15 protein-coding genes and 1 pseudogene are annotated in these 17,494 nt (G+C 61.3%); 7 read left to right on the top strand and 9 right to left on the bottom strand.

Features of this window, described 5'->3' with window-relative positions; all coding sequences use genetic code 11:
- Positions 1–160 precede the first annotated feature (160 nt).
- Both BMS17_RS31020 and BMS17_RS31015 read left to right on the top strand, forming a co-directional pair.
- A pseudogene (locus BMS17_RS31020) lies at positions 161–1,450 on the top strand (HAMP domain-containing protein); the annotation flags it as partial.
- A 102-nt stretch (positions 1,451–1,552) separates the two neighbouring features.
- A complete protein-coding gene (locus BMS17_RS31015) occupies positions 1,553–2,308 on the top strand; it encodes a methyl-accepting chemotaxis protein (RefSeq protein ID WP_371916734.1) in 756 nt (251 codons plus the stop codon).
- 148 nt (positions 2,309–2,456) lie between these two features.
- Here BMS17_RS31015 and BMS17_RS21945 read toward each other — a convergent pair whose 3' ends face one another.
- Genes BMS17_RS21945 through BMS17_RS21930 form a run of 4 tightly spaced genes read right to left on the bottom strand, consistent with a single transcriptional unit; the run spans position 2,457 to position 5,052 of the window.
- Entirely contained in the window at positions 2,457–3,770 is a 1,314-nt protein-coding gene (locus tag BMS17_RS21945) for a sensor histidine kinase (RefSeq protein WP_077431747.1), read from the bottom strand.
- Positions 3,767–4,435, bottom strand: a complete 669-nt coding sequence (locus tag BMS17_RS21940) for a response regulator transcription factor (protein ID WP_046032736.1) — start codon at positions 4,433–4,435, stop codon at positions 3,767–3,769. The genes BMS17_RS21945 and BMS17_RS21940 overlap by 4 nt, the downstream gene beginning before the upstream one ends.
- Positions 4,436–4,438: 3 nt before the next feature.
- Complete coding sequence (locus BMS17_RS21935; RefSeq protein ID WP_046032735.1) at positions 4,439–4,744, bottom strand: PepSY domain-containing protein; 306 nt, start codon at positions 4,742–4,744, stop codon at positions 4,439–4,441.
- A complete protein-coding gene (locus BMS17_RS21930) occupies positions 4,744–5,052 on the bottom strand; it encodes a PepSY domain-containing protein (protein ID WP_046032734.1) in 309 nt (102 codons plus the stop codon). Before BMS17_RS21930 ends, BMS17_RS21935 begins: the two co-directional genes overlap by 1 nt.
- A gap of 271 nt (positions 5,053–5,323) precedes the next feature.
- Here BMS17_RS21930 and BMS17_RS21925 point away from each other — a divergent pair, with 271 nt between their 5' ends.
- From BMS17_RS21925 to codA, 4 genes are all read left to right on the top strand, one after another.
- Positions 5,324–6,403, top strand: a complete 1,080-nt coding sequence (locus BMS17_RS21925) for a patatin-like phospholipase family protein (RefSeq protein ID WP_077431746.1) — start codon at positions 5,324–5,326, stop codon at positions 6,401–6,403.
- Between the two features lie 84 nt (positions 6,404–6,487).
- Positions 6,488–6,844, top strand: coding sequence for a 6-carboxytetrahydropterin synthase QueD (gene queD / locus BMS17_RS21920; RefSeq protein WP_077431745.1), 357 nt, complete (start codon positions 6,488–6,490; stop codon positions 6,842–6,844).
- Between the two features lie 218 nt (positions 6,845–7,062).
- Positions 7,063–7,887, top strand: a complete 825-nt coding sequence (locus BMS17_RS21915; RefSeq protein ID WP_046032731.1) for an alpha/beta fold hydrolase — start codon at positions 7,063–7,065, stop codon at positions 7,885–7,887.
- A gap of 130 nt (positions 7,888–8,017) precedes the next feature.
- Positions 8,018–9,262, top strand: coding sequence for a cytosine deaminase (gene codA / locus BMS17_RS21910; protein WP_046032730.1), 1,245 nt, complete (start codon positions 8,018–8,020; stop codon positions 9,260–9,262).
- A 105-nt stretch (positions 9,263–9,367) separates the two neighbouring features.
- On the opposite strand, the gene BMS17_RS21905 is transcribed toward codA, so the two are convergent.
- Positions 9,368–10,360: a DeoR family transcriptional regulator gene (locus BMS17_RS21905; RefSeq protein ID WP_046032729.1), complete on the bottom strand. Its 993-nt coding sequence runs from the start codon at positions 10,358–10,360 to the stop codon at positions 9,368–9,370.
- A 165-nt stretch (positions 10,361–10,525) separates the two neighbouring features.
- On the opposite strand from BMS17_RS21905, the gene BMS17_RS21900 reads away from it, so the two are divergent.
- A complete protein-coding gene (locus tag BMS17_RS21900; protein WP_046032728.1) occupies positions 10,526–11,677 on the top strand; it encodes an MFS transporter in 1,152 nt (383 codons plus the stop codon).
- A 111-nt stretch (positions 11,678–11,788) separates the two neighbouring features.
- Here the strand turns inward: BMS17_RS21900 and BMS17_RS21895 are convergent, their stop codons facing one another.
- The 4 genes from BMS17_RS21895 to BMS17_RS21880 form a co-directional block, all read right to left on the bottom strand.
- On the bottom strand, positions 11,789–14,212 hold the full coding sequence (locus BMS17_RS21895) for a TonB-dependent receptor (protein WP_077431744.1): 2,424 nt from the start codon (positions 14,210–14,212) through the stop codon (positions 11,789–11,791).
- 108 nt (positions 14,213–14,320) lie between these two features.
- Positions 14,321–15,295 (bottom strand): FecR family protein, encoded by a 975-nt coding sequence (locus tag BMS17_RS21890; protein ID WP_077431743.1) that lies wholly within the window; start codon positions 15,293–15,295, stop codon positions 14,321–14,323.
- 40 nt (positions 15,296–15,335) lie between these two features.
- Entirely contained in the window at positions 15,336–15,836 is a 501-nt protein-coding gene (locus BMS17_RS21885; protein WP_046032725.1) for a sigma-70 family RNA polymerase sigma factor, read from the bottom strand.
- A 138-nt stretch (positions 15,837–15,974) separates the two neighbouring features.
- The gene (locus tag BMS17_RS21880) at positions 15,975–17,465 is read right to left on the bottom strand and encodes an aldehyde dehydrogenase family protein (RefSeq protein WP_046032724.1); all 1,491 of its coding nucleotides are present in this window, start codon (positions 17,463–17,465) and stop codon (positions 15,975–15,977) included.
- Positions 17,466–17,494: the final 29 nt, after the last annotated feature.

Genomic DNA, 17,494 nt, shown 5'->3' with positions numbered 1-17,494 from the left:
GTTTACGGCTGCTACGCCCGAGCGCGGACCGGCCGACGCAGGCTTCGCCAGCTGCTACAAGTTTTGTTTCGTTTCTTATTTGAGCGCATGGATAAAGAAAGCCAAATCACGGCCGCTACAGTGCAAAGTCTCAGATATTTATCGAATAAAGGACGTCTCCATGTCGCTAAGACAACTTTCCATTCAATGGAAAATCACCCTGTTGGCCGGGCTCTGCCTGGCCGGCATCGTGACCCTGTTGGTGGGTCTTTCGCTGTATCGCATGGAGCACAGCTCCGAGATGGTGAAAGCCTCAAGCATGGAGATGCTCACCGAAGCCGCCCAGGCACGGATCGAATCCCAGGGTGAAAACCAGGCGCTGCTGATTCGTCAGCAGTTCATGGATGCCTATCAATATGGCCACGGCTTCTCGCGTCAGGTGTTGTTCCTGCGCGATCAGGCAGAAAAGCGTTTTCTGGACGCCTTCGACCTGCGTGAAGACCTGACTCGCCAGGTCAAGTCGGCGCTGCAAGCCAACCCGGAACTGCTCGGCCTGTCGCTGGTGTTCGAAGCCAACGCACTGGACGGCAAGGACGAACTGTTCACCGGTCAGGCGGAACTGGGCAGCAACGACAAGGGCCGTTTTGCCCTGTACTGGTCGCAACCGACACCGGGCAAGGTCACCTCCATGGCATTGCCGGAAAGTGACATGGCCGACACCAGCACCGGCCCCAGCGGCGAACCGGCCAACGCCTGGTTCACCTGCCCGCGCACCTCGCTCAAACCGTGCGTGATCGAACCGTACTTCTACGTGATCGACGGCCAGAACGTGCTGATGACCAGCATCGTTTTCCCGCTGATGGTCAACGGCAAGGTCATCGCCTCGCTGTCGGTGGACATCAACCTCAACAGCCTGCAAGCCATGAGTCAGGGCGCGAGCAAAAAGCTCTACGATGGCCAGACCAATGTCAGCATCCTCAGCCCGGTCGGTTTGCTCGCCGGCTACAGCGCCGACGCCAGCAAACTCAGCCAGCGCCTGGACACCGTGGACAAAGCCAATGGTGCCGAGCTGATTCGCATGCTTGCCAGCAGCAGCAAAACCGAAAGCCTGCACAACGATCATCAGTTGAAAGTGTTGTCGCCATTCCAGCCGATTCCCGGGGGTAAATCCTGGGGCGTGCTGCTGGACGTGCCGGAAAAAGTCCTGGTCGGCCGAGCCGAAGCGCTAAAAAAACAACTCGATGAAAGCAACACCTCCGGCACCCTGATGGAGCTCAGCCTCGGCGTGCTGGCCGCGTTGATTGGCCTGATGCTGGTGTGGCTGATGGCCCGCAGCGTGACCAATCCGATCCTCGGCGTGGCGCACATGCTCGAAGACATTGCCAGCGGCGAAGGTGACCTGACCCGGCGCCTGGCCTACGACAAAAAGGATGAGTTGGGCCAGTTGGCCGGCTGGTTCAACCGTTTTCTCGACAAGCTGCAACCGATCATTGCCGAGGTAAAACGCTCGGTGCAGGACGCACGCAGCACCGCAGACCAATCATCGGCCATTGCCACCCAGACCAGCGCCGGCATGGAGCAGCAATACCGCCAGGTCGATCAGGTCGCCACCGCGTCCCACGAAATGAGCGCCACCGCCCAGGACGTTGCCCGCAGCGCTGCGCAAGCGGCACAAGCCGCCAAAGATGCGGACCAGGCGACCCGTCGCGGGTTGACCGTGATCGACCAGACCACCACCAGCATCGACCGTCTGGCCGCCGACATGAGCGCCGCCATGGTGCAAGTCGAGGGTCTGGCGGCGAACAGCGAGAAAATCGGTTCGGTACTGGAAGTGATTCGCGCGATTGCCGAGCAGACCAACCTGCTGGCCCTCAATGCCGCCATCGAAGCTGCCCGTGCGGGTGAAGCCGGGCGCGGTTTTGCCGTGGTCGCCGATGAAGTGCGCAACCTGGCGCGACGCACGCAAGAGTCGGTCGAAGAAACCCGCCTGGTGATCGAGCAATTGCAGAGCGGCACCCAGGACGTGGTCGGTTCGATGAACAACAGCCATCGCCAGGCCCAGGGCAGTGTCGATCAAGTCAGCCAGGCGGTGACCGCGCTGCGCCAGATTGGTGATGCGGTGACGGTGATCAGCGACATGAACCTGCAGATTGCGTCGGCAGCGGAAGAGCAGAGCGCGGTGGCCGAGGAGATCAACAACAACGTGGCGACCATTCGGGACGTGACGGAATCGTTGTCGGGGCAGGCCAACGAATCGGCACGGGTGAGCCAATCGCTGAACAGCCTGGCGAATCAGCAGCAGAGCTTGATGGATCAGTTCCGCGTTTAACGCAGTTATTGTGTCCGCTGAAGATCAAAATGTGGGAGCGGGCTTGCTCGCGAATGCGGTGTATCAGACGACATCTCTGTTATCTGACACACCGCATTCGCGAGCAAGCCCGCTCCCACATTTGATCAGGGGTTGGCTTTGGATTGGGTCAGCGTTTGGGGAGTCCGATCACGGCCTTCAACCCGCCCCACTCGCTCTCCTCCAATCGCATCACCCCGCCCCACGTGTCGACGATGTCGCGCACAATCCCCAGCCCCAACCCGTGGCCATCCGTTTGTTCATCCAGTCGCGTGCCGCGATTGAGCACCTGCTCGCGCTGGTCTTCGGGAATCCCCGGCCCGTCATCTTCGACGCTCAGTTCAAACCCATCCTGCGTCTCGGCCACACTCAAGCGAACCTCGGCATCCGCCCATTTACAGGCGTTGTCCAGCAGGTTACCGAGCAGTTCGAGCAGGTCCTCGCGATCCCTCGGCAGCTGCAAGCCCGTCGGCGCGCGGTAGCTGAGCGCCAGGTGCTCGCCATGAATCATGTTCAGTGTCGCCAACAACCCCGGCAGTTCTTCATCGCAATCAAACAATGCCCCCGGCAGCGCGTCGCCAGCCAATCGGGCGCGGTTGAGTTCGCGATTTAGGCGTTGCTGCACCTGTTCCAACTGCTCCTTGAGGAGCTTGCGCAACGCTGGATGAGCGTCGAGTTTGTCGCTGGACGCCAGGCTCAACAACACCGCCAGCGGGGTTTTCAAGGCGTGACCGAGGTTGCCCAAGGCGTTGCGCGAACGCTTGAGGCTGTCTTCGGTGTGCGCGAGCAAATGGTTGATTTGCGCCACCAGCGGCTCCAACTCCACCGGCACTTGATCATCCAGTTGCGAACGCTGGCCCTGCTGCAACTGGGCGATCTGTTCGCGGGCCTGCTCCAGCGGGCGCAAGGCGCGGCGCACAGTGAAGCGTTGCAGCAGCAAAATCAGCAGCAGCCCGGCCAATCCCAGGCCAAGCCCCACCTGCTGCATGCGCTTGAAACTCTCGCGCACCGGGGTGTAGTCCTGAGCGACGCTGATGGAAATCGATTGGCCAAGGCGCCGATAGTCTGACCGCAACACGAGCAACTGCTGGCCTTCGGGCCCCAGCTGCAAGTTGCTGTGCAGGCCCGGATGTTCAAGCATGGGCAGTTCCTGATCCCACAGCGAACGGGAGCGCCAGTGGGTATCGTCGAAATCGATGCGAAAGTAGTGCCCGGAAAACGGTCGTTGGTAGGCTGGCGACAGGTGCCGCTCCTCCAGTTGCAACCCTTGCGGCCCGCGTACCAGCGCCAACAGCAGGTTTTCACTGTCATTGCGCAGCCCCGCTTCGAGGTAACGCTGCAAGCCCATTTCGAACAACCACAAACTGGTTTGAGCCAGCACCAGGCCGACAACGACCATGACGCTGATCAGGCCCAGGCTCAAGCTGCGCTGAATCGACTTCACTGAGCCGCCCCGCCGAACACGTAACCCTGACCGCGACGGGTTTCGATCACACTGCGCCCCAGCTTGCGCCGCAGGTGGTTGACGTGAACTTCCAGCACGTTGGAGTCGCGCTCGGTTTCACCGTCGTAGAGGTGTTCGGCGAGGTGGCTTTTGGAAAGGATCTGTTCGGGGTGCAGCATGAAATAGCGCAGCAGGCGAAACTCGGCGGCTGTGAGCTGAATGTCGGCACCGTCGCGAGTCACGCACTGGCGGCCTTCGTCCAGGTGCAGCCCGGCGGCCTTGAGCGTCGGTTGATTGGCCTGACCGTGGGAGCGACGCAGCAGCGCCTGGACCCGCAGGTGCAGTTCTTCAGGGTGGAACGGCTTGGTCAGGTAATCGTCGGCACCGGCCTTGAGGCCTTCAATGCGTTCGGCCCAGGACCCGCGCGCGGTGAGGATCAGCACCGGCGTCGACAAGCCGCCGGTGCGCCATTGCTCCAACACCTCAAGCCCCGGCAAACCGGGCAGGCCGAGGTCGAGAATAATCAGGTCATAGGGCTCGCTGCTGCCCTGATACACCGCATCGCGACCGTCGGCCAGCCAGTCCACGGCGTAACCCTGGCGAATGAGGCCGGCGAGTAATTCGTCGGCCAGCGGCACGTGGTCTTCCACCAGCAGCAATCGCATCGATCAGTCTTCCTTGTCTTTGAGTAAACGCCCGGTGGTGGCGTCGATGTCCAGTTCGCGGACCACACCTTCGGCGGTCAGCAGTTCGACTTCATAAATGTAGACGTCGTGTTTTTCTTCAAGCTCGGCTTCCAGCAATTTCGAGCCGGGGTAGCGATCCAGTGCCTGCTGCAGCAGTTGCTCCAGCGGCAGAATCACACCCTGTTGACGCAGGCGCAGGGCTTCGTCCTGATCAAGGTCGCGGGCCAGGGCCACCGAACAAAACGCCAGAAGCACCAGCGCCATGCGTGAAAATGAAAACACCTTCATTACGTATCCTGATGATCCTTGAGAACCTGGCCACTGACAGCGTCTAATTCCAGTTCCCACTCGATGCCCTGTGGGTCGCGCAGCTCAACCTGATAAATGTACTTGCCATACGCGTCTTCCAGTTCGGTCTGGGTAACGGTCGAACCGGGGTGTTTGGCCAGCGCCGTGGCGTTGAGCTTCTCGAAAGACACAATGGTACCAGCGTCACGCAGCCTCAGGGCTTCGTCGGGGCCCAGGTCGCGAGCGTGGGCGAGGCTGGCGGTCATGGCGATGATCGAGGCGCAGAACAGGGCAGTCTGGGTGTTCATGGGTGTCTCCGGGTTTTTATGTGTTGCAGCACCGGACACCTTAGCGAGCTGAACTTAATTGAAACTGAATGGCCATCATTGGAACAACACACCACGAAATTGCAGATCTGCACAAACCCTGTGGGAGCGAGCTTGCTCGCGATAGCGGTGTATCAGTCACCATCAGTGGTGAATTTGAGACCGCAATCGCGAGCAAGCTCGCTCCCACAGTGGATGGGTGGTGTTGCCTGAACTGCTTATAATCTTGCGCTTGCCAACAATCGAGACCGGTATGACCGCTATCCACATCAAGTTCCCCTCCCTGACCCTCAAGGCCGGCCCGCGTGCCATGGCGCGTATCCGTGAAAACGGCTTGAGCGCCGCCGATGTCGGCACGCTGCCGGGTGCCGCCGGTGGCCCCAAGGCCCTGGGGATTCAAGGTCTGGACCTGGCGTTGTTTGGCGAATGGCTGCCGGCCGCGCCTCGGGAGCGTTCGCTGATTGGCGCCTCGGTCGGTTCCTGGCGCTTCGCCAGCGCGTGCCTGCCGGATGCCGCCGAAGGCATCCGGCGCCTCGGTCACTTGTACACCGAGCAAAACTTTGCCAAGGGCGTGACCATGGCGCAGATCAGCCAGAGTTCCCGGCGCATGCTCGATGAATTGCTCGACGGCCGCGACGCCTCGATCCTGAGCAACGCCCATTACCGGCTGAACATCATGGTGGTCAAAAGCCACGGACGCCTGGCCGACGATCATCGTGGCCGGCTCGGGTTGGCGCTCGGCTCAGTGATCGCCGACAACTTGCGTGCTCGCGCGCGGCTGTCGCGGCATTTCGAACGGCTGATCATCCACGACCCGCGCCTGGCCCCGCCGGTCAATGCACTGAATGACTTCCCGTCGCGCTTTGTCGCATTGAACGCCGGCAACCTGCGCCAGGCCTTGCTCGCGTCGGGCTCGATCCCGATGGTGATGGAAGGCGTGCGCGATTTGCCAGGGGCCGGCAAGGGGACGTTCCGCGATGGCGGCTTGCTGGATTACCACCTTGATCTGCCCTACAGCGGCAACGACATCGTGCTGTACCCGCACTTCACCGACCGGGTGATTCCCGGCTGGTTCGACAAGACGTTGCCGTGGCGCCGTGCCTGCCCCGCGCGGTTGCAAGATGTTCTGCTACTGGCGCCGTCGAAGGATTATCTGGCGCGCTTGCCCTACGGCAAACTGCCGGACCGTAACGATTTCAAGCGTTTCATGGGCGACGCGCCGGGCCGGCAGAAATATTGGCGTGCCGCGATGGATGAAAGCCGTCGCCTCGGTGATGAGTTCCTCGAACTGGCCGCCAATGGTCGCCTCGGCGAGCGCTTGCTGACCCTTTAGTCAGTGTTTTGCCCAGAGCTCTGTTAAACTCGCCACCTGCCCACATCGCCGCGGCGATCGCCACCTGACAGAGCTCAAATCACTGTGGAAATCTTCAAAGAGTTTACGTTCGAATCCGCCCACCGCCTGCCTCACGTACCGGAAGGCCACAAGTGCGGTCGCCTGCACGGTCACTCGTTCAAAGTGGCGATCCACTTGAGCGGCGACATCGACCCGCACACCGGCTGGATCCGTGACTTCTCGGAAATCAAGGCGATCTTCAAGCCACTCTACGAGCGTCTGGACCACAACTACCTGAACGACATTCCCGGTCTGGAAAACCCGACCAGTGAAGTCCTGGCCAAATTCATCTGGAATGAATTGAAGCCCCTGCTGCCGGAACTGAGCGCGATCCGTATCCACGAGACGTGCACCAGCGGCTGCATCTATCACGGCGAGTAACCCGCCCTAAAGACCGACACAAATCCCCTTGTGGGAGCGGGCTTGCTCGCGAAGGCGGTGTGACAGATAACGATAATTTTGACTGACACATCGCTTTCGCGAGCAAGCCCGCTCCCACATTGGAACTGCGTTTCGTCAGTGAATGATCAAACCACCCTCAGCGGTGGTTTTTTTATGCCTATGCTTTTCGGGTTCGCCCCCGCCAAGAGGACAGGCACATGGCTGACTGGTTGCTGGACCGCCAATACCGCTTCAATGGGCACCGGATTCACTACGCCGTTCACGGCGACGGCCCACCGCTGGTGTTCGTACACGGCACCCCCTTCTCTTCTTATGTGTGGCACCGGATCGCCCCGCACTTCATCGCCACACACCGCGTGCATTACTTTGACCTGCTGGGTTATGGCCAATCCGAGAAGGTCGACGGTGACGTGTCGCTGGGCGTGCAGAACGAGTTGCTGGCGCATTTGCTCGATCACTGGGCAATCGAACGGCCAGACGTGGTGGCCCACGATTTCGGTGGCGCCACGGCCCTGCGCGCGCATCTGTTGAACGGCAAGGATTACCGCAGCCTCACGCTGATCGACCCGGTAGCGCTGTCGCCCTGGGGTTCGCCGTTCGTGCAGCATGTGCGTCAGCATGAAGCGGCGTTCAGTGGCGTACCCGATTACATTCAGCAGGCCATCGTGCCGGCCTACATTCGCGGGGCGATCAAACGCGACATGACCGATGAAGAACTCGCGCCTTACGTGCAACCGTGGCTGGGTGATCCGGGGCAAGCGGCGTTTTACCGGCAGATTGCGCAGATGGACGAACGCTATACCCGCGAGGTCGAAGGGTTGTACCCGACCATTCGATGCCCGGTGCAGATTCTGTGGGGCGAGGATGACCAGTGGATCCCCATCGAGCGAGGACGGGCCTTGCACCAGATGATTGCTGGCTCGCAATTTCACCCGATCCCCAATGCCGGGCATCTGGTTCAGGAAGATGTGCCGGAAGCGATTGTCGCCGCATTGCTGAAATTCTTGCCCCTGGCGCAATGACCCCACAATCCCCCTGTAGGAGTGAGCCGGCTCACTCCTACAAGAGCAGTGTTGTGTTTCGTCACGCGGCACTAGCAAGGATCGCCACTGCCGCGCTAATTTAGAGTCATCAACCCAAAGGACTCACCTCATGCACATCATCAACGCCCGCCTGCGCAACCAAGAAGGCCTGCATGAGTTGCACCTGGAAAACGGCCTGATCCGTACCATTGCCCGCCAGACCGAAGCCCCGACCCTGGGGCCCGACGATCTGGACGCCGGCGGCAACCTGGTGGTGCCTCCCTTCGTCGAGCCGCACATTCACCTCGACGCCACCCTGACCGCCGGCGAGCCGCGCTGGAACATGAGCGGCACACTGTTCGAAGGCATCGAGTGCTGGGGCGAGCGCAAGGTCACGATCACCGAGGAAGACACCAGGACCCGCGCCACAAAAACCATCCAGACCCTCGCCGCCCACGGCATTCAGCATGTGCGCACCCACGTCGACGTCACCGACCCGCAACTCACCGCGCTCAAGGCCATGCTCGAGGTGCGCGAGCAAAGCCGTCACCTGATCGACATGCAAATCGTCGCGTTCCCGCAGGAAGGCATCGAGTCCTACCGCAATGGCCGCGAGTTGATGGAAGAAGCGATCCGCATGGGCGCCGATGTGGTCGGTGGCATTCCGCACTTCGAGTACACCCGCGATCAGGGCGTCAGCTCAGTGAAGTTCCTGATGGACCTGGCCGAACGCACTGGCTGCCTGGTGGACGTGCACTGCGACGAAACCGACGACCCGCATTCACGTTTCCTCGAAGTGCTGGCCGAAGAAGCCCGCAGTCGCGACATGGGCTCGCGGGTCACCGCCAGCCACACCACGGCGATGGGCTCTTACGACAACGCTTACTGCGCCAAGCTGTTTCGCCTGCTCGGGCATTCGGGGATCAGTTTTGTCTCCTGCCCGACCGAAAGCATTCACCTGCAAGGACGCTTCGACACCTTTCCGAAACGCCGTGGCGTGACACGGGTCAACGAGTTGCTCGAAGCGGGGATGAACGTGTGTTTCGGCCAGGACTCGATCGTTGACCCGTGGTATCCGCTGGGCAATGGCAACATCCTGCGGGTGCTCGAAGCGGGGCTGCACATCTGCCATATGCTCGGGTATCGCAACCTGCAAAGCGCACTGGACCTGGTCACCGACAACAGCGCCAGGGCGATGAACCTCGGCGATCGTTATGGCCTGGAAGCCGGGCGGCCGGCGAACTTGCTGGTGCTGTCGGCGGACAGCGATTATGAGGTGATTCGCAGTCAGGGCCTGCCGCTGTATTCGGTTCGCGGGGGCAAGTTGCTGATGAAGCGGACGATGCCCGTGGTCGAGTTCAGTGGTCTGAGCTGAAAACTGCGTCGACGTTGATGGCCTCATCGCGGGCAAGCCACGCTCCCACAGTGGTATGCATTCCAAATGTAGGAGCGTGGCTTGCCCGCGATAGCAATCTTGAATTCAACCCATCAACCGAGCCGTACCAAACAGCCTGACCCGACTCAATTCCCCTGCTGATTCTTCCAACAAAATCGGCGCCGTGCCCCCTGGCATGACGACGCTCACGGCCCCCGCCGCCACCCAACCGACCGACCACGCCGCGCACGCCACCGCACTGGCACTGGTGCCCGATGACGCCGTCGGCCCTTCCCCGCGCTCAAACACCCTCGCAACCACCCGGCCTTCAGATTCAAGCATCGCCCATTGCAGGTTCACCCCCGCCGGACACGGCGCCCCTGCCCCGGTCGGCAAGGCATACGCAATGCGCAGCAGTCCTTGCGCCAACGGTGCTTCACGCATCTGCTCATTACTCGGCAACGCGGCAGCGTCCGCCACCAGCGTCACGCAATGAGGATTGCCGATGCGCACAAACTGGCTGCGGCTCCACGCCGGTTCGAGCGCGGCCAATGGCGCCACATGGCTGACATCACACCCCTTCAACAACTCGCCTTCAATCCCCTGCGCACCCACGGCTTGCGGCCCGAACGACGGTTTGCCCAAATCCAGCCAGAACCCGTGCACGCCCTCGACCTCGGCCGGTATGACGGTCGTTTCAACCGGCGAAACCGCGTCAGCCTTGTCGTGATGAACCCGCAGCAGGCAGGCACCCTCCTTCGGCATCAAGCCTTGCTCGCTCAGTGACTGGGAAAAGATCGTCAGCCCATTGCCACTGCGTTCGGCCAGTGTGCCGTCGGTGTTGACGATCAGCAGGTCATAAGGTGGCGCCGATTGAAACGGCCCGACCAGCAAACCGTCGCTGCTGTGATCTTTGCTGCCGGGTGGCTGAGAGCCGGGCGCCCAGGCGCAGAACGTCTCGATGGCCGACAGTCCCCATTTCTCACGGGTTTGCGCGGCAAGGTCGGCCTGTTCAGGTAATTCGATACCGCTTGCGCGCACGGCGTCAGGCGCCACGACGATATAAATATTGCCTCGCGCATCGTACATCCCCGCCATGTCGCCTCCTGCCTGAGCAATCAAAGTGTCGACGATATCGCGAAACAACCGCTGGCTGTGCAAGGATGTGGACCTGCCTGACCGCGAACCGCTGCGGACACTGACCGAACCCCGCGGGTCAGTCGGTGTCCTTTGGGGACGCGACGTTTTTTGCCAAGGATTGATATGACCAACCTTCACACCCAAACCCCGCTGGTTCCCGGCCGTCTGGAGCAGATGTCCACGCGCATCGCGTTCTTCATCGCCGGTCTCGGCATCGCCGCCTGGGCGCCGCTGGTGCCTTACGCCAAGGCACGGGCCGGGCTTGAAGAAGGGACACTCGGTTTGTTGCTGTTGAGCCTGGGGGTCGGTTCGATTCTGGCGATGCCGATGGCCGGGTTGCTGGCCGCGCGCTTCGGTTGCCGGCGAGTGGCGACTGGGGGAACGCTGTTGATTTGTGTGGCATTGCCGCTGCTGGCGACGGTGTCGTCCATACCGGGGTTGATCGCCGCGTTATTCATGTTCGGCGCCGGTCTCGGCACGGTGGATTCGACCGTCAACCTGCAAGCGGTGATTGTCGAGCGGGCCAGCGGCAAGAACATGATGTCGGGGTTTCACGGGATGTTCAGCCTGGGCGGGATTGTTGGCGCGGCCGGTGTCAGTGGCCTGCTTGGCCTTGGGTTTTCACCGCTGGGCGCGATGGCCGTGGTCATTGTGGTGCTGGTACTGGCGTTGCTCAAGGCGGCTCCCCACCTGTTGCCCTATGGCAGCGAAAGCACAGGGCCTGCGTTTGCCGTGCCCCATGGCATCGTGCTGTTTATTGGCGGGATGTGCTTCATCGTGTTCCTGGCCGAAGGCGCGGCGCTCGACTGGAGTGCGGTATTTCTGGCGCAGGAACGCGGGATCGATACCGCGTATGCGGGACTTGGGTATGCGGCATTTGCACTGACCATGACGGCCGGGCGCTTGACCGGTGACCGGATTGTCCGACGCCTGGGTTCGACGCGGGTAATTGTGTTTGGCGGGCTGACAGCCGCGATGGGCCTGGCGTTGGCCACGTTCGCACCGGCCTGGGAGGCAGCGCTGGCCGGTTATGCGTTATTGGGCGCGGGGTGTTCCAACATTGTGCCGGTGCTGTACACCGCCGTCGGTAAACAAACGGTCATGCCCGAACACATTGCCGTGCCGGCCATCACTACGTTGGGCTATGCAGGCATCCTCGCCGGCCCGGCCGTGATCGGATTTATCGCCCATGGCAGCAGCTTGAGTTTTGCCTTCGGCTTGATGGCATTGCTGCTGGTGGCGGTGGCGATTGGCGGGAAAGTGTTGAGAGCCTGAAACAGCAATCGCGGGCAAGCCCGCTCCCACATTTGTTTTGTGTCGTTCACAAAACCTGTAGGAGCGGGCTTGGTCCGGGCGGCGTTCCGACGATGAAGTCACCTCGCTCTATCAGAAGCCGACGCTGGCCTGCACAAAGAACGTGCGCGGCGCGCCGACATACATCCCCGAGTTGTTGTCGCTGGAGCGAGTGAAGTACTGCTTGTCGAAGATGTTTTTCACCCCCGCCGCCAGTTTCAGATTTGACAACTGCGCACCGAAGTCATACCCGCCGCGCGCGTTCCAGGTCACGTAACCCGGAATGTCGCCGAACTGGCCGTCCGCAGTCCCTTCGGTGATGTAATTGCCGTTGAAACTGCCATCGGCGTTCACGCCTGTACCCGGCGAGCGCTGCTTGGACTGGGCAAACGCATCGAGGTTGTAAGTCCAGCGATTGATGTCGTAACGCAACCCGGCGGTGGCCACCTGGCGCGAATAGAACGGCAGGTCACGGCCCTTGAAGCCCGGAATCTCACCCTCATACGTCGCGCGGGTGTAAGTAAAACCGGCGTTGGCTGTCAGGCCTTCCAGCATCGGGTTCAGCGCCGCCATGTCGTAATGCACCGACGTTTCAATGCCCTGGTGCTTGGTCGCGCCGAGGTTGGTCCAACCCACATCGTTGCTGATGTATTGCAGTTCGTCGTCGAAGTCGATGTAGAACAGCGTCACTTCGCCGCCCCACACGTCATCGTTGTAGCGCGTACCGATTTCGTAGGTCTTGGCCTTTTCCGGCTCCAGGCCATTGGCCGGGTTGTCGCCAATGCCACCCTGGCCGAGCTGGAAATATTGCAGGCTGCCGAACGACGTTTCGTAGTTGGCGAACAGCTTCCACGCTTCGGACATGTGATACATCACGCTCAGGGCCGGCAGCGGCTCGTTGCTCTCGATGCTGCGGCTTTTCGCCGGTACACGCTTGCCGGCGGTGTCGAGCACGGCGCGGTCGTGCCAGTCAGTGCTGATGTGTTCAAAGCGAATACCCGGGGTCACGGTCCAGTTGCCGACATCAATCTTGTTGTCGACATACACCGAGTTGGCTTCGGTGCCACCGGTACGGTCCTGGAACACGTGGCCATCGGAGGTCTTGGTGATCACCGGCTGATTGTTCACCAACGCCACGCGGCTCGATTCTTCGTGCATGGCTTCCTTCAGGTAGCGATAGCCGACGCTGACTTCCTGAGTGGTCGGGCCCACATCAAACACATGGGACACCCGTGGCTCGATGCCGTACGTGTAGTAAGTGCGCGGGTACGAGCTGAGGGTTTTCTGGTCGCGGGCGGCGATGTTGCTGCCCCGAAAACTGTCGGTGTAGTACGTCAGCACTTCGGCCTGGGTGCGGTCGTCGATCTGCCGCGCCCAGCGAAAGGACACGTCTTTACGCCGGCCGCTGAAGTTGTCGTGGTCACGGTCGGACTGGAACGGATCGGCGTCGTACTGCGCCTGGGTCAGACCGCCGGGCATGTCGGCGCTGGCGTCGTAGTAATGAAAATTGAGGCTGAAATCGTCGACATCGGTGGGTGCCCAATGGGTCTTGAGGATCACGTCGTCGATGTCGTTGCCGTTGTTGCTTTCGCGGTAACCGTTGCCGTTGACGCCGGAATACAACAGCGCCATGCCGATGCCGTTGTCCGCCGTGCCGCCGAGGAACGCGGTGTCGATGTGTTTCCAGCCACCGTACTGGGACGTTTCCAGGGTGGTGCCGATTTCACCAGTGGCCTTTTCCGGGATGGCGCGGGTGACGAAGTTGATCACGCCACCGACGTTCTGTGGCCCGTAACGTACCGAACCGGCGCCGCGTACCACGTCGATGCTGTCGAGGTTGCCTGAGGAAATCGGCGCCATCGACAGTTGCGGCTGGCCATAGGGGGCGAACGCGGCGGGGACGCCGTCGATCAGCACGGTAGAGCGTGGCGACAGGCGCGAGGTCAGGCCGCGCACGCCGACGTTCAGGGAAATATCGCTGCCGCCGGTGCCGTTGGCGTCCTGCACTTGCACGCCGGGAACGCGTTTGAGCACGTCGCCAACGTTCATCGCGCCCTGCTCGATCATCGCTTCGCGGCGCACCACCGTCCGCGCGCCAGGGTGGTTCTGCACCAGGGCTGCATCGGCATTATCAAGCCAGTCGCCGACCACGTTGATGTCGGTCACGCCCAGTTCGATCGGGCCATTGGCGGCGGAAGTCGGTGCTGGCATCAGCGTGACCGAGCCTTCATCGATCTGGTATTGCAGACCGCTGCCTTGCAGCAATTGGCGCAAGGCTTCTTCAGGCGAGAAGTTGCCGTCTACCGCCGGGGCTGTTTTGCCGGCCACCAGTTCCGGACTGAAAAAAACCTGCAGCGAGGTTTGCTGACCCAGTTCACTCAAGGCCTCGCCCAACGGCTGGGCCGGAATGCGGATCGCGTCAGCGGCGAATGCCTGAGGCAGCGCCGAGCTGATGGCCAGGGCAAGCGCGAGCCGCAGCCAAGGGGAATTGTTGTTTTTAGCGGTGGTTTTCTTCACGTCGAACAGTGTCCTGAGAATCGCAAGAGTGTGCGTCTGTTAATGCAAACCAGTTGCAGTTGGACAAGAAGACGATGAACTCGAAAAAAACCTGAATCGGTTTGGAAATTAATTGGAAATTATTTCCTGACTGCCGTCATCGAGGGTGCGCACGGCCACCGGCAGGATGCTCGGCAAGGCCTTGAGCAGTGCATCGGTGTTGTCGGATTTGAACACGCTGGTCAGGCGCAAATTGCCCACTTTATCGTTGCCGACCGTGAGGGGTTTGGCCCGGTAGCGCGACACTTCGGCAGCCACCTCGCTGAGGCTGGCGTTGTTGAACACCAGTTTGCCGCTGCGCCATGCGGTCAGTTCCTCGGGATTGATCGCATAGGCGGCTGCGACCACCCCTTGCGCATCGATGCGGGTACCGAGGCCGGCAGTGACGGTGATGAAATCAGCGCCCTGCCCCTGAACCTTGACCGTGCCCTGCTCCACCGCCACCCGGGTTTGCGTGGGGTCGCGACGTACATCGAAACGCGTACCGGTGACCGTGACCTTGCCGTTGCCAGCGTCGACCACAAACGGCCGGCTGGTGTCATGTTCGACGCTGAACATGGCCTCGCCTTCCGTCAATTCGATGGCCCGACGATTCTTTTCATAGCGCACCTGCACGCGGCTGCGGCTGTTCATGTCGATCACCGAACCGTCCGGCAAGGCCACATGACGCCGCTCGCCCAGCGCCGTGGAATATTCAGCCGTATACGCTGGCGGATGATTCAAACCGCTGAACAATCCCAGCCCCAGTGCTACCGCGACGATGCTGGCCGCCACGGCATAACGCACCAATGGCTGGCGTTTGCGGCGGGTCGATGGGGTTTCGCACAAGGCTTGCAGGCGTTTGACCGGCAGCCTATCTGCAGCCGTCCACAAGCCCTGAAGAATCTTGAATTCGTCGCAGTGTTGAGGATGTTCGCTCAGCCAGGCTTCAAAGCGTTGGACCTCTTCGTCGTCCACGGCCGGCTCCTGCAAACGCACAAACCAGCGAGCCGCCTCGTCGCGAACGATTGTTTGCCCACACGCACAATCACGAGTATCCATCATGGAAGTTCCTGTTTGGCTGGGGATGAGAATGCGCGGCCAGTCATGGGTACAGTCCGTCGAGGCGGTCGCGCAGATGCCGCAGGGTGCGGATCATATACTTTTCCACCATGTTCTTGGACAGGCCCAGGCGTTCGGCGATTTCAGCCTGGGTCAGGCCTTCGATCTTCTGCCACACGAATATTTTGCGGCAGTTGATCGGCAACTCGGTGAGCGCCCGTTCGATGGAATCAGCCAACTGAACCGCCTGCATGAAATGCTCCGGGTCGCCGGACGACGACACACTGTGATCATTCGCCTGCGACTCCATGGCGCCCCGCCGATCCTCACGCCGATAACCATCCACCGCGATATTGCGTGCGGTCTGGTGCAAATAGGCCCGGGGTTGCTCCACCACCGCCGAATCGGACTCAAGCACCCGCACAAAGGTGTCGTGGGCCAGGTCCTCGGCCTGCTGACGATTTCTCAGGCGACGGGTCCAGGTGCCAACCAACTCTTCGTAATGCTCGAAAAAGCCGTGTCTGCGGGGCAGCTTGGGGGTCATTGCGGTGTGCTGTGGGGACGGAGGCGCGAATAGTAATGCTTCCTATTAACCGGAAGCAATGGATACTACGTCGCCAACGTCGCCGCCAGTCAGTCAAACCAACGGCCCCCATTGCAGGGGCCGTTGCCAATCACTCAATCAGTGCGCAATACACACCGACTTCAGCTCGGTATACGCCTCAATCACCGCACGACCGAACTCACGGCCCATGCCCGATTGCTTGACCCCACCAAACGGCATCGCCGGGTCGAGCAGCACGTGGGCGTTGACCCACACCGTACCGGCCTCGATACGCGGCACTAGGTTCATCGCTTTACCCAGGTCATTGGTCCACAGGCTGGCGGCCAGGCCGTAGCGGTTGTCGTTGGCCAGCGCGATCACGGCGTCTTCGTCGTCGAATGGCATCACGCCCAGCACCGGGCCGAACACTTCTTCACGGGCCACGGCCATGCTGTGGTCGATGTCGGCCAGAATGGTCGGCTGCACGTAGAAGCCCTCGCCTTCCACCAACTCCCCGCCCGACACCACGCGCGCGCCTTCACGACGAGCCAGTTCGATGTGCTTGAGCACGCTTTGTTGTTGCTTGCGCGACACCAACGGGTTGATCGCGGCATTGCAGTTCATGCCCGCGCCGATCGGCATGGCCGATACCGCTGCGGCGAGCGCTTCGACGAATTGATCGTGGATCGAGCGGTGCACATAGAAGCGCGAAGCTGCCGCGCACACTTGGCCGTTGTTCAGCAGGCCACCGAGGATCGCGCCTTGCACGGCTTTTTCGATGTCGGCATCAGCGAGCACGATCATCGGGTTTTTGCCGCCCAGTTCCAGCGAGAAGCGCGTCATGTTTTCCATGCACGCCACGCCAACGCTTTTGCCCACCGCAGTGGAACCGGTGAACGACACTTTGCTCACCAGCGGATGCGCCGTCAGCACACCGCCCACCGAAGCGCCGCCACCGGTGACGACGTTGAACACGCCGGCCGGGATGCCTGCTTCAAGGGCCAATTCGGCCAGGCGCATGGCGGTCAGCGGGGTTTCCATTGCCGGCTTGATGATCACCGTGCAACCGGTGGCCAGCGCGGGCATCAGCTTCCAGGCCGCGATCAGCAGCGGGAAGTTCCACGGCACAATCCCGACCACCACACCCACTGGCTCACGCTTGGTGAACGCGGTGAACTTGGCGCCCGGTGGCAGCGGGATCGACACGTCAAAGGTCTGGCCTTCAATCTTGGTCGCCCAACCCGACATGTAGCGCATGAATTCCACGGTGGCGTTCAAGTCCAGCGCGCGGGCCATGTTGATCGACTTGCCCTGGCTCAGGGTCTCCAGCTGCGCCAGTTCTTCGGCGTGGGCCTCAACCAGTGCGGTGAAGTTCAGCAGGATGCGTTCGCGGTCCGCCGGGCGCAGTGCCGACCAGACGCCGGATTTGAACGCCTTGTGCGACGACTGCACGGCTTGCTCGACGATTTCCAGCGGCGCGTCCAGGGTTTCGCAAAGGGTTTGCCCGGTGGCCGGGTTGACCACGGCGATTTGCGGGCCGTCGGCCAACACCCATTGGCCGTCAATGAAGCAGCCATGGCGGCGTTCAAGGAAGGCAGCAACCTGCGGCAGAATTTCAACGTTGCTCATAATTCACCTGTCATTCAAACGTGTGGTTC

It is taken from the genome of Pseudomonas sp. C9, from assembly GCF_002000165.1.
GTDB lineage: Bacteria > Pseudomonadota > Gammaproteobacteria > Pseudomonadales > Pseudomonadaceae > Aquipseudomonas.
Note: the sequence above shows the minus strand (reverse complement) of the source record. Positions and strands in the feature narration are given on the sequence as shown.